The following is a 14,099-nucleotide window of genomic DNA, read 5'->3' as shown; positions in this document are numbered from 1 at the left end:
ATATAGAAAAATTAGATAGTATTGTGAGTGCGGTTTTTTCTGTATTCTGATGCTTCTCAATTCTATAGTTCTCGGGTTAAATTTTCTTTTTTTACTGTTATTTCTCTTTTTCGTCGTAAAAAAGAATAGAAAGCTAAGTGAGGAGAAAGCAAATCTTGAACTTAAATTAGAGCGTGAGCTTCAAGAGGCAAAGCGAACTTTACTGAATAAGGATGAAGAGATAGTTGGGTTGAAAGTCAAAAAAGCAGAGCTTGAAGTAATTCTACAAAAAGAGCGTGAGGAAAAGAAAAAGGAAATAGAATTACTAACAAAAGCAGAGGAGAGGCTTACAAACACTTTTAAAGCTCTCTCTCTTGATGCTTTGCAGGTAAACAACAATAATTTTCTGAATTTAGCGAAGGAAGTAATCGATAGTAAGCTAAAAGAAACAGAAAGTGATTTCAAAAAAAGGCAAGCAACGATCAACGAAGTTGTCACTCCAATAAAAGAAAAGTTAGAAAAATTCGATAGTGAAATACGTGACCTAGAGAAGGAGAGGGTAGGGGCCTATGAAGGTTTAAGGGAGCAAATTGGAGCATTAATGAGTCAAACTTCTAGCCTTGCTAACGCCCTGAGGAAGCCTCACATTAGGGGAAAATGGGGTGAAATGCAGCTAAAAAGAGTAGTAGAAATGGCGGGAATGATTGAATATTGCGATTTTTTGACTCAAGCTTCAGTAATTGATAAAAATGAGGACAATTTGTTGCGTCCTGATTTGATAATAAAAATGCCATCAGGAAAGCAAATAATAATAGATGCTAAAGTACCACTTGATTCTTACATGGATGCTATGTCGCAAAATGATTTACAGATACAAAAGGAAAAATTGAAGAATCATTCTCTGGCAATAAAAAAACATATAAATGATCTAGGCAGAAAGGAATATTGGAACCAATTTGAAAATACGCCAGAGCTTGTGGTACTTTTTTTAACAGGAGAAGGGGTTTTCAGTGCAGCACTAGAATGTGAACCAGCTTTGATAGAAATTGGAATAGAAAAAAAAGTAATTATTGCAACACCAATCACTTTAATCGCGCTACTTAGGGCAGTAGCCTATGGATGGAAGCAAGAGATGATAGCTGAAAATGCAAAGAAAATAAGTGAACTAGGCCATATTTTATATGAGCGAATCTGCACAATGGGCGAAAATTTTGATAATTTACGCAGAAGCTTAAAAAGTGCTGTTGATCATTACAATAAAACTGCTGGTTCGCTTGAGGCAAGAGTGTTTCCTGCTGCCCGAGAATTCAATAAGCTTGGTATACATGCAAAAAATAAAGAACTCACTGCTGCAAAAGAGTTGGAATCTTTACCACGCAGTTTACATGCTGAGAGGTTGAAAGTAGATTAGTATTTCAGGTCTCCTTAACTTACATTTGCTGATTAAAACAACTTTCTAAAAATTTTTTTTATATAGCTCAATTTCTGCACATCATTTGCTGTATAAACAGGTATAGTTTGTTGCTCAGTACCAGGTATTTCTACAAAAATTTTGCCCACTTCTTGACCTTTTTTAATTGGTGCGGGTACCATATCTTTATACTCAATACGCACTTTAATTTTATCATGTAATCTGCGGTTATAAGTTATGGTAACATCGTTTGCAACTGTAACGGGCACCTTTTTATCTTTTCCATAAACAATATTTATTTCTTCAACTACGCTATCCTTAGCAAATATTTTCTTGGTATTAAAATGATTTAAGGAATATTGTATTAGTCTTTTTGCTTCCTCTATTCGCTCTTTCTCGGTATCCAAACCATTCACAACAGCAAAAATTCTCCTATCGTTCCGTTTTGCAGATACTATAATTCCATAACCACCAGCACTTGTATGACCTGTCTTTAGACCATCAACTCCAATATCATGGAAAAGTAAAAGATTTTTATTTTTTTGTACAATATCGTTATATGTCAAATATTGTTCAGAGAATAGATCATAGTATTCAGGAAAATCAGTAAAAATCCTTTTTGCCAGTGTTACCAAGTCTTTTGCGCTCATAAAATGGTTTTCATCTGGCCACCCGCTTGAGTTAACAAAATGACTATCATTAAGATTTAAATCTTGTGCAACTTCATTCATTTCAGCAACAAAATTCTCTTCTGATCCTGCGATACCCTCGGCTAGCGCTATGCATGCATCATTACCTGAGGCAATTGTAATTCCTTCAAGTAGTTCTTTTACCGTAACAAATTGACCTTCTTTCAAAAACATAGAAGAGCCTTTCCTTTCCCATGCTTTTCTACTTACTCGAAATTTATCTTCCATTTTTATTATTCCAGCTTTTAGATAGTCAAAAGCTACATATAAAGTCATTAACTTACTCATTGAAGATGGGGCCATTTTTTCCCTGGAATTGTGTTCAAAAATGAACGAGTCTGAAGCTAAATCTAAGACAATTGCTTGCTTTGCTTTGGTTCTAAACTGATATGAGTATGAGTAAAAAGGAAATATAAAAATTAATAGCAAAGTTACTAATTTGCTTAACATATTTATAATTTTAAATTTATAGTGTACTAATTAATAGTATGATTTTGCACGAGCATTTCAATAGATCTCTCGCATAAAACTTCCTTGACAAACTGCGCCAGCCCCCTTATTATGACAATAAGAGTATTTATCCTTGTTTTCGATCCGCGCGGGTTCAACAACAAAAATTCAGTAAAAAACTCAGATATTTATTGGCAAATTACATAAAAATTATAGCGGCTGCATGTCTTTTTTATTTTTTCTACATTCAGCCAAAACGCGCTTATTTTAAGCGTTAGCACATTATTACAGCGCCAATTTACATTATTATAGGGTCAAAACTCGTTACACGGGGATTTTTTTGCCTTTTTTTTTCGCTTGGTAAATTTCTTAACATTTACAGCTAAAGCTTCAGGCCAGCACTTGATGCTGGAAATTTTTTGAGCACAAAAGTTATGCTAGGTTTTTGTTGGTAAGAAACCAGTGTCAAGCACTGGGATGACATAGAAGGAGCACTGGGATGATATATAGAAGGGACACTGGGATGAGGCTACTTGAATGACAAGAAGGAGGGAGCAGGGGATGACAAGAGAGGGGCTACTTTCATTTGCTGTCTTCAAAAATTTACAATTATGCTTCATGTGTTTTATTAAATATTTTACTTAAAAATTCAATTTCTTATTATAAGAGATAAGCAATTCATGAATAATGAAAGATTACAAAAAAGGTCATAGAAAGCGCCTAAGAGAGAGAATTATTTTAGATAACGGACAATCATTGCTTGATTATGAGATTTTAGAACACATTTTATATTCAGCATATAGTAGAATCGATGTAAAGCCAGTAGCAAAGAGTTTGATAGAAAATTTGGGCAGTTTAAATAAAGTTTTTAATGCCGATTTAGAAGCACTGCAAAATATTGAAGGAGTTAATAATGCAGCCATATCTGCTATCTTTTGTGTGAAACAGGCTTTTGTTCGTTCTGCACGAGAAGAAATAAAGGACCTACCTATAATCAATAACTGGGAAAATTTGCTTGATTATTTAAAAGTAAGTATAGGAAGCCTTAATAAAGAAAATTTTCGCGTCATCTATATGAATAAAAGATATCGTCTAATAGCGGAAGATCTGCAGAACTTTGGTACAGTAGATCAAACTCCTATTTACGTTAGAGAGATCATAAGACGCGCTCTTTTGATTGGCTCAACATCGATTGTAATATCCCACAATCACCCAAGTGGAGATATACAGCCTTCAAGTAGCGATATGTTTCTCACTAGACAGCTTGCAGAAGCTTGCAAAAGCATAGGAATAGAATTAATAGATCATATTATTATCACATTTAGTAGCTATTTTAGTTTCAAGGAAAATAGGCTTTTATTAGAGTAGATCTAAAATTGCTTTTGCCATTTTTCTTATTATGAAAGTAAAGCTATACATGAGGTGGTTGCCAGTGGAACAAAAATTTTCCTTCTGGAAGACAATGTGTGATTTAGGTAGTGGCAAATTGAAAGAAATACATGGTATTTGCCACTATTAGAAATCTCCTATTTTGATAAGACTTATGAGGTCTTTATTGGTTTTTTGAATTTTGTTGAAGCACTCACATGCTTACTCTAATATTTTGTTCACAGAGCCTAGTTAGCTCAATTTCAACGTTGATTTGTGAAGCTCTGAGTTCTGTTAGGGGATTTTCTGGTTGAATATCTAGCTTATTCTGTATGTTCGATAAACAAATTAAAGCCGAATCAAAAATTTCATCATACTGCTCTGCTTCATGCACACAATTGATTATTTCCTTAAATTTTTCCACATCTTGCGGCGTATCTTTTAATATTGCTCTTATTTGGTTTAGGTTTTGACGAATTTTTTCCTGATATCCAGCAATTCTCTCTTGATATATATCAATCATTTTTTGACATGAGGTGCCTCTAAATGGGTGTTCTGCTTTTTCCTTTATGTAGGAGCTCTGAAAATTTTTGCAACTAAGGACTGCTTCTCTACATTTTTTTATGTCACTAATTATACTGGTTATTGACTTACTTGCTTTCTCATGTTCTTCTTTTTTGATTATACATTCATCCTTTGTTTGGCTCATTTTATCATACAGATTTCTGCATTCTTTATATGATACCAGCGGTTGTAGTATTCCTTCCTCTACACCTTTATTATAAAAATTCTTCAACTCATCGCTTGATAGTATTCGTATAGCATCTTCCCTTTTACCTTGTGATTTAGGATACTTTTTGTTCAGTGAACTAATATAATTTAATAGGAAACTCTTAGTTAAATCTTCCTTTTTAACTTCTGATAATTTTTCTAGTGTTTCTATATATTTCAAAGTTTCCGCAAAAAGCTGTGCACCAGATGTAGCAAATCCTGGCAGTGGTTTGCTCTGCGCCTTATAAAAATCGGTTTGTAAAAAATCTTCGGCTTGTTTTTTTATTACTGAAAGTTCATTGAAGGCTTTTTCTGGATTGATTTTTTTTAAAATACTAGTAGCTTTTTTAATCGCTCTTTCTCTCTTTTTATTATCTTGTTTTTCGTTTAAGATTAAGCTTTCAGCTTCAGTAAAAGCATTGCCTTGGGCACTTTTGGCAATATTACAAACAACGTTTTTTACAACTTGCTTAGTTGCTACATAATCTATTTCCTTTGTAAAGCAATCAATAAATAGCTGCCAAATTTTTTTGTTAACGGACTTACTTGTCTTATGTTCTAAATCTTCTACATCTTTGAATCCTAAAATAGTATAGAGATTTTTTTCAATTATTGGTTCAGCATGTTGTTTTGCCACTTTACCTTTTATATTGAATAGAAATTCACTAATCTTAGTTGTGCCCATAATATTACCTCACAATATTAATGTTATATAATATAAAGTATAAAAGCTTAATGCTTAATTTTTACTTACTATTAATATAATTGAAGATTAACTTTGTTCCTATATTAAAACTTTAACTCCCAATTTATTATTAGTAATATCATTATATGAATCTTATGCCTGAATTTGGGAATATATTGTTATTGGTAGCCTGTTTGTTATCTTTAACGTATTTGTTTCTACCGTTTAGTTCTTACCGATTCGTCTCCTCTGCCATATTTTTTTGTGTGTCAGCATCAATGGCTATTTTGATCTACTGCCACATTAAAAATGATTTCTCACTTGAAAACGTATATTACCACTCACACACAACAAAACCTTTAATCTATAAGATTTGTGGTGTTTGGGGAAATAAAGAAGGGTCTATGTTGCTTTGGACCTTAGTGCTTGTCATGTATTTATTACTAATGGATATTTATATACCTTCTGTCATCCCAGTGCTTGACTACTTGGATCCAGACAATTTAATTGCAAATGAGTACATCAAATGGCAGTGTAATAAAAACTGGATTCCAGTGTCAAGCACTGGAATGACACCAGAACGAACTAATGGTAGTAAATTAAAAAAAATATCTCTTATCACCCAAGGCTTGATTTGCTTTTGTTTTTTACTGTTCACTTTACTTGAATCCAGCCCCTTCACTAAAATGCCAGGCATTGAAACAGATGGACTGGGTTTTAATCCGATATTGCAGGATATAGGCCTTGCTATTCATCCACCGGTATTATATTTGGGGTACCTTGGATTTAGCATTCCTTTTTCGCTCTCTATAGCTGGATTAATTTTAAATACTGAAGGAAATGTTTGGGCTAAAATTGTCAGGCCTTGGGTACTTATTTCTTGGTCGCTGCTCACTTTGGGCATCAGCTTGGGTAGCTGGTGGGCATATCGTGAACTCGGTTGGGGTGGATTTTGGTTCTGGGATCCAGTGGAAAACGTTTCTTTGATGCCTTGGCTAATTGCAGTGGCGCTGACACATTTGTTGCTCGTTGTACGAAATTTCAATACTTTAAGGAATTTCGCTATTTTACTTACGCTTACAACTTTTATATTGAGTGTGACTGGAACATTTCTAGTCCGCTCAGGAATACTTACCTCAGTGCACACGTTTGCAGATGACCCAAGATATGGACTGTATATATTAGCTCTACTTGGTGTAATTACAGTCAGTAGCTTAGTAATATTTGTAGTGTTTACGAGAAAGAATCACACATCTTTCCAGTATTCGATATTGGAATCTGAAAAGAAATCTGCTACTCAAGTGACAGAAGGTAGAAGATTCTTTTCACGCCTTACGATGATGCTGATGAACAATTTATTATTCATCACTGCCTTTTTCATCGTGTTCGTTGGCACTTTATACCCTACAGTGCTTGAGTATTTAACCGGTGAATTAATTTCAGTTGGAGCACCATATTACAATTCTTTATTTAACTCTATTGCACTAGCTATTCTAGTACTCACCATGATAGGGCAATACTGCAGTTGGCAGGGAAATAGTCTATTGCCAATATTCCGTGAATATAGATTTTCATTTTGTAGTGCTGCAGCTATTTTGCCGTTTATCTTTCACATGGAGCTAATGATTGTGCTATCAATTACCATCTCCATAGCATTATTAATCTTTGTTTTAGAAGCATATAGTAAAAGAATTTGTTTATTTAAGGTAGCATTTGGTGAATCAATTTTATTAGCAAGAAGAGTTTCTAAGTCCTACTATGGAATGATGCTTGCTCATGCTGGAGTGGCAATTCTAGTGCTTGGTATATCTTATTCCGTTGGTTGGCAGGAGAAAAAAGAAAACTACTTGGGAATAGGAGACAGCATAACAGTCAATAAATTTAAAGTTACTTTACGAAATATTGAGCTAATAAAAGAAAAAAATTTCCATGCAGTGAGGGGTACAATGGATATCAGGAATTTGCTGAATAATAAGATATTAGGTGAAGTAACTCCTGAATATAGATTTTACCTTGCGGAAGGTCAGAAAAATGTTGAAAGCAGTATCTACCACAATTTATTTTCTGATATTTATGTTGTAATTGGAGAGATTGATAAGAGTAAGAGCAAAATCGCAGCTAAAGTGCACTATAAACCTGGAATGTCTATAATCTGGCTAGGATCCTTTCTTATCGCTTTTGGCTCGCTCCTTGCTGCTTTGCCTTCTACCAAAAAAGTAGTTCCTTCAGTATCATAAAGTTTGCATTTTTTGGCAATTTAAACTTAAGCTAAGCAACACTAACCTCGCTAGCGAATTTTCTCTGTGTTCTGTTGTACAATAGGAAATAAAGATATATTTTCTAATGAAGAACTTACATGATATATGGAATCTACTTCCTCAGGCCTTTTAAAATATCCCTGCTTAATAGCGTCGTAGACAGAAGAACCACCAAGCAAGCAGTTCTCACCTAACTCTTCTTTATAATTTTTAAACTTTTCCAATATTTCCTCCTTGTTACTCACTTCTACTATAATTTTTCCTTCATCTTGCACATCAGAATACAATCTAGCATCTACTTTTCCCAAATCAGTATGAAAAGTCAGTACTATATTACCTATAAGGTCAGTATAATTTCTTACCCCACCTTCCGTTAAAATTTCTATCTCGCTTTCACCGATTGCTATCACGTCTCTTCGAAATTCTGTGCTTTCATCTGTTCCATTTATGATTTTTGCAACCTCGACTATACTATTCTTTGAGTATTTCAAGCAGAAAGTGAAGTTGTCCATTTTTGCCTCTTTTACCTTACCAGTAGTTGCGTTTTTTGCAGCTTCCAAAAACCTTAGAGAATAATGTATATAGCTTTTACGTGCTTCTTTCAGATTAGCTTTGTGGTCTTTAAACTTCTCTAGTTTATCAATTACAATTATACTACTTAGAGTTTCAAGTACTGCACCTCTTTTTACCAAATTACATACTATGCGACTAGCAACTTCTATGTCCCTTTCAACTTGAAAAATCTTTAATTCACTAATTCTTCTTATTACATAATCTGTAAAATTATACTTATTCTCATAAGTATTTTCATATATATTTCCCTCACAAGTAAGATTGAACCTTACCCTAGATTTTATAGCTTCATTTACAACCTGTTCTAGCTGATTTATGTCTTGAACTTCATCTAATTTACAAAAATATTTATCTGGATCTTGCTCATCTAGTAGAAAATCATTCCCCCATAGATTTACACTTTTGCGCAAATACTTTTTTCCATTATAGTCAGCTTGTGTTTTTTTACGAAAAGTTCCATAAATAACATCATCAGTTAAAAAGCACTCTTTAATATTAAGGTGGGGGTTATTAACTGCAAATTCTATTGGGGTTTTACCTTTTTTATCCTTTATATCAAGATTAGCTCCTTTCCTTAGAAGCAATTTGATAATTGTATCACAATGACCAGAACGAGTAGCATAATGCAAAGGCGTCCTTCCTGTGTCGTCCTTTTCATTAGGATCAGCACCTGAATTCAACAGTAAATCTATGCATTCTTCTGAATTGCTACATTCCATACTTGATAGAATATGCAGTATTGTCAGTTTAGATTCTCCTCTTTTAAGGTTGAGAATGGTTTTTAGATCTTGATTACTTTTATGATCTAGTAAAAATTTTTTAATTTTTTCAACATCGTTCTTATAATCCTTATAAGTAACATGTGGAAAGTCTTTAAAAGTACTTAAGAATTTTTTATTCAATTCCTTCTGACTCTCTGTTAAGTTGGACATGTCAACAAGCCACGTAGATATCAGCTTGCCAAATGCACTTCTTTCGACAACATCCGTTAAGGAGCAGTCATTGCGAAGTAGCAACGAGTATTTAATCAATTCATATTCATCATCTTCTTGTTGCTGTGTTTCTTCTGCTTTCTTAGAGTGCTTAAAATCATTTTTTATTAATTCAATCAAAAGCTTTAATGTGTTAAAACTTTTATGTCCCAATAAAGGATCTGCTTTGTTTTCAAGTAGAATTCTTGCTATTTCTGAATAGCCATTTCTAATAGCCCAGCATAACGGAGTACGCCCGTATTCATCCGCTACGTCAACATTAGCCCTTTTCTCTAATAGGAGTTCTACTATTTCTTCATGTCCATTGATAGTAGCACAATGCAAAGGAGTACACCCATTTTGATTTACTGCATCAACATTAGCCCCCTTGTCTAATATGAGTTCTACTATCTCTTTATTTTCATTGTGAGCAGCACAATGCAAAGGAGTAAACCCATTTTGATCTGCTACATTAACATTAACCCCGTTTGCTATGAGAATCTCTACCACTCCTATACTGCTACTTGCAGCAGCAAAGTGTAAAGTATTCCATCCATCTTGATCTGCTGTATTAACATTACCCCCTTTTTTTATTAAAAGCTCTGCTATCTTTACAAGATCATTTCTAGCAGCTATATGTAACAATGTACTTTGATCATCGAATGTATAATTTATGTTAAATCCATTATCTTGCCACTTTTTATACGTGTCTGGATCTTCTTTTTCCAATTCCTCTTTTACCCTTTCGATTATATTGTTCTCATTTAAGTCACTTATTGTCCTTAATATTTTTAACAACCGTTCATATTCCATAATTCTACCTCAAACTATTTGTTTTTGTACTATAGCTAAAAAAAATTATTGATCCATAATAAAATAACCAACACCAGAGTAAGTGGTTTGCTGCTAACATATTTAAAAATGTTATGAACTTAATAAGAGAAAAAAATACCCCTGTAATGGAGCAATATTTAAATTTGAAAGCTCAATACACGGATCATCTATTGTTTTATAGACTGGGCGATTTTTATGAATTGTTTTTCGATGATGCTATTAAAGCTGCGAAATTGCTGAATATAGTGCTAACCAAGAGGGGCAATTCAAATGGGCAAGAAATACCAATGTGTGGAGTGCCAGCACACAGTAGCGAATCTTACCTACACAAGCTAATAGATTTAGGATTCAAAGTAGCAATCTGTGACCAATTAGAAACTGCTGATGAAGCAAAAAAGAGGGGCTATAAATCCATAGTAAAGCGTGATGTAGTGCGAGTTGTAACTCCAGGTACAATTATAGAAGATTCACTACTGGAGGATAAAAGCAATAATTATCTCGCATCCATAGTTGAACAAAATGACGAATATGCTATTAGTTGGCTTGAATTATCGACGGGAAAATTTTTTCACACTTTAACGAGTTTGAAAGCTCTAGATAGTGATTTATTGCGTATATCACCAAGAGAATTATTAATTTCTGAAAAATTCACTGAGGATGAAAAAATTAGATCGATTTTAAAAAATTATAAAATATCAATTACGCAACACGCACAGAGCTTTTTTGAGTATAGTAAATCTCACAGAACATTATGCGAGTTTTATAAAATCAGGGAACTTGGGAGTATAGGAAATTTCAGCAAAGTAGAAATCATGGCGTGTGGTGCACTGCTTGAATATGTCAGAGTAACGCAAAGGGGCTCCATTCCAAGGCTTGAATTCCCAAAAACCTATAAGCAACAAAATTTCATGCTTATTGATGCTTCAGCAAGGAGAAATCTTGAGTTGTTTTCAACTCAATTTGGTGAAAAGAAAGGTTCACTAATTTCAGTTATTGATCATACAGTTACAGCTTCTGGTGGACGCCTGCTCAAACAAATGCTAGCTTCACCCCTTGCTTGCTCTAAGGCAATTAATTTGAGGCTCAGCACCGCTCAATTTTTTGTAAATAATCATGATTCACGCAGAAAAATACGAGAGATATTATCTAACATTCCGGATATTGAAAGGTCTTTATCGCGCTTAATACTAGGGCGTGGTTCACCAAAGGATATGAACCTATTGAAAATAGGCCTAGGAAAGACTTTAGAATTGTCTGAGTTTCTGTCTACCTTGCATAATTATTGTTTAAGTGAAAAATCAGAAATTAACTCTCAGATGTCATTCCAGTGCTTGACCAGAGAAAAGGAACCAGTTCAGGTGATAAGTAGTGACGAGAGTGAACTAAGCACAATACATAAAAGTCTTGGTAATCATAAAGATCTATTCGAGCTTCTAAACAGCGCTATACTTGATAACAACCTCAGTTCCGTAAAAGAAGGAGGATTTATCAATCCAAAATACAACTCAGAATTATCTGAGTTATCTTATATATTGAACAACAGTAACAAGTTGGTAACTAAGCTCCGTGAATCTTATCGCGACCTAACTGGCATTGCTGCACTCAAAATATTACACAACAATATACTTGGTTATTACGTTGAAGTGTCGGCAAATCACAAAATAACTTCGGATATATTTATTCATAGACAAAGCTTAGCAAATAGCATGCGCTACACTACTAATGAATTGAAAGAACTAGAAAATAAAATTCTTACGGCACGTGATGCTGCAATCGGCTTAGAAATGAAAATTTTTAGTGAACTGTGTAGTGAAGTCGCTAAAGAATCTGAAAAAATTGCTCTTGCTGCAAATGCTTTGGCAAAACTTGATATTAGAACCGCATTTGCAGAGCTTGCAGTGCAAAATAATTACGTAAAACCCATTATTGATGACAGCAAAGAGTTCAATATCTGTAGCGGAAGACACCCAGTGGTTGAAGTTAACGATAAATTCATTGCAAATAGCATCAATTTAGCTGGTATACATCTAATTACTGGTCCTAATATGGCTGGAAAAAGCACTTTCTTGAGGCAAAACGCTCTCATTGCAGTTTTAGCTCACATGGGGTCATTTGTGCCAGCAGAGAGTGCGCATGTAGGAGTGATTGACAAGATATTCAGCAGGGTTGGCGCAACGGATAATATAACAGCTGGTTATTCTACCTTCATGGTAGAGATGATCGAAACAGCAACGATAGTAAATCAGGCAACGGACCGTTCCTTGGTGATACTTGATGAAATTGGTAGGGGCACAGGGGTGTATGATGGATTATCTATTGCACAGGCAGTGATTGAACATATTCACAATGTAAATAAGTGCCGCGCCATTTTTGCAACTCATTATCATGAATTGACTAAAGTAGGTGAATACTTAGAAAATGTGAAATGTTTTTGTATGAAAATAAAAGAATGGAAAGGAGAAGTCATCTTTTTACATGAAGTAATTGAAGGCATTGCAGATGAGTCATATGGAATACATGTAGCAAAACTTGCTGGTTTTCCTGATTCTGTTTTAAACAGAGCAAGAGAAGTATTTGAGGAGCTAAAGGCTTGAGGAAAGTAACATTATATTACTCCACAATTATGGATTTTAGCAATCTATGGCGCTTTAATTTTAGTCAGCTTTCTGAGTAACTGAATTAACGTAGCATTGATCGATTGCCACATTAGTCAAGATTCCAATTCCACCACCTACAACTGCACCTACAGCTCCTAATGCTAGTTGAGTACCAATTCCAGCAGAAGACCCAATGATTAATGGAGCAAGAAAATATAATGCTAAAGCGCAAGTTATTGCAGCTACACTTATAACAGCCAGCTTTCTCGGACAAAAATTTTCTGGTGCCTCAGCACTAGATATAAATGATGATTTTACTAGATTTTTTCTACTTTCATGATCTAAAAAGCCACTCACTGTTCTCATTATAGGACGGGTAGAGCCGTCACCAGTCAAGTCAATTCTATCTCCCACTATATCATGAAGCTCTTTAACTTGAGCTTTATATTCATCCCAATAGTTTGATAACTCTTGTTGGTCATTGAGAAGATCTGGTTTATTTGAAGTTGTTAACCAGTGTGAGTCATGTTCCAAAATATATCGAATTGTAGCTTTCCCTATATCTATATGCCCTTCAGTAATTGCATACTTTAAAACACCTTCTGCTTTTTTCCTTCCAACATTAAGATCAGCACCAGCTTTTATCAATAATTCTACTATCTTTGGAGAATTATGAAATATAGCAATATCTAAAGGGACCATCTCATTACAATCTTTGATATTTAAGTTTGCTTTGTGTTCTATTAAATAACTTATAAATTTTAAGGTTTTATCAGATTTTTGATCGTCTATGTCTTTATGTCTGTAATATATTATAATTGCAAAATTCAACACAGTTTGACCCTTTAACGCACTACCACCAATAATTAAGTTCTGATAGCTTTTTACCTCTTGATTTATTAAGTTAACATCCGCACCGTTTTCTATTAAAGCCTTAGCTCCTTCGAAATTGCCTTGTGCAGTTTGCAGATGAAGTAAGTAACGACCAAGATGATCAGTTGCATTAGGATTTGCACCTTGTTCAATCAAATACCTTGCAATTTTATCATTAAATTTGTGATCATAAGTTGCAGATTCTAGTGGCTCAGGATTTTGCGATAACTCATCTTTAGCTATTAAGCTGTTAATCTGACAGATTGATTTTACTGACTCTAAATCTCTTCTTTTAACTGCCTTTGTGACTGCAGCGCTAAAGCTTATACCCTTTTCTATTAGATATTCGGCCATTTTGTTATTAGTAGAACACTTTAATAAATTTGTACCGCTTTGGGAATTAACCTCAGTGACAACATCTCGAATAATGGAACTATTTTCCTCAAAAATTGACTTTACTTTTTCTAAATCATTTTTGGTGACAGTATCAACAAGATCTTTTATTACAGCATTCACCCTCTCTATTTTTAGCTAAAATTTCTTTTAATTCTTCAGGGTTCATAAATACACCTCAACACACATAATAAAAAAGTATATCTAAATCAGAATTGCTTGTAAAGGATCTTTAGATATTATCTTG

8 protein-coding genes are annotated in these 14,099 nt (G+C 34.1%); 4 read left to right on the top strand and 4 right to left on the bottom strand.

Annotation, left to right across the window (positions count from 1 at the left end):
- Positions 1 to 49 precede the first annotated feature (49 nt).
- Entirely contained in the window at positions 50 to 1,390 is a 1,341-nt protein-coding gene (locus ABWU28_RS04255) for a DNA recombination protein RmuC (protein WP_007302846.1), read from the top strand.
- A gap of 32 nt (positions 1,391 to 1,422) precedes the next feature.
- Here ABWU28_RS04255 and ABWU28_RS04250 read toward each other — a convergent pair whose 3' ends face one another.
- The gene (locus ABWU28_RS04250) at positions 1,423 to 2,529 is read right to left on the bottom strand and encodes a D-alanyl-D-alanine carboxypeptidase family protein (RefSeq protein WP_012482049.1); all 1,107 of its coding nucleotides are present in this window, start codon (positions 2,527 to 2,529) and stop codon (positions 1,423 to 1,425) included.
- Positions 2,530 to 3,216: 687 nt separating this feature from the next.
- On the opposite strand from ABWU28_RS04250, the gene radC reads away from it, so the two are divergent.
- On the top strand, positions 3,217 to 3,897 hold the full coding sequence (gene radC / locus ABWU28_RS04245; RefSeq protein WP_019078756.1) for a RadC family protein: 681 nt from the start codon (positions 3,217 to 3,219) through the stop codon (positions 3,895 to 3,897).
- Positions 3,898 to 4,111: 214 nt separating this feature from the next.
- On the opposite strand, the gene ABWU28_RS04240 is transcribed toward radC, so the two are convergent.
- Positions 4,112 to 5,353 carry a hypothetical protein gene (locus ABWU28_RS04240; RefSeq protein ID WP_007302893.1) on the bottom strand — a complete coding sequence of 414 codons (1,242 nt, stop codon included), beginning with the start codon at positions 5,351 to 5,353 and terminating at the stop codon, positions 4,112 to 4,114.
- 146 nt (positions 5,354 to 5,499) lie between these two features.
- Between ABWU28_RS04240 and ABWU28_RS04235 the strand changes: the two genes are divergently transcribed.
- Positions 5,500 to 7,590, top strand: coding sequence for a heme lyase CcmF/NrfE family subunit (locus ABWU28_RS04235; protein WP_149168899.1), 2,091 nt, complete (start codon positions 5,500 to 5,502; stop codon positions 7,588 to 7,590).
- Positions 7,591 to 7,640: 50 nt separating this feature from the next.
- Here ABWU28_RS04235 and ABWU28_RS04230 read toward each other — a convergent pair whose 3' ends face one another.
- Entirely contained in the window at positions 7,641 to 9,968 is a 2,328-nt protein-coding gene (locus tag ABWU28_RS04230; RefSeq protein ID WP_264685016.1) for an ankyrin repeat domain-containing protein, read from the bottom strand.
- A 113-nt stretch (positions 9,969 to 10,081) separates the two neighbouring features.
- On the opposite strand from ABWU28_RS04230, the gene mutS reads away from it, so the two are divergent.
- Positions 10,082 to 12,583, top strand: a complete 2,502-nt coding sequence (gene mutS / locus ABWU28_RS04225) for a DNA mismatch repair protein MutS (RefSeq protein ID WP_052264659.1) — start codon at positions 10,082 to 10,084, stop codon at positions 12,581 to 12,583.
- 60 nt (positions 12,584 to 12,643) lie between these two features.
- Here mutS and ABWU28_RS04220 read toward each other — a convergent pair whose 3' ends face one another.
- The gene (locus ABWU28_RS04220; RefSeq protein ID WP_353274982.1) at positions 12,644 to 13,975 is read right to left on the bottom strand and encodes an ankyrin repeat domain-containing protein; all 1,332 of its coding nucleotides are present in this window, start codon (positions 13,973 to 13,975) and stop codon (positions 12,644 to 12,646) included.
- Between the last annotated feature and the right edge of the window lie 124 nt (positions 13,976 to 14,099).

The sequence above is a fragment of the Wolbachia endosymbiont (group B) of Pilophorus perplexus genome (assembly GCF_964028155.1).
GTDB lineage: Bacteria > Pseudomonadota > Alphaproteobacteria > Rickettsiales > Anaplasmataceae > Wolbachia.
The sequence above is the reverse complement of the archived record's forward strand: the minus strand, read 5'-3'. Positions and strand labels throughout refer to the sequence as shown.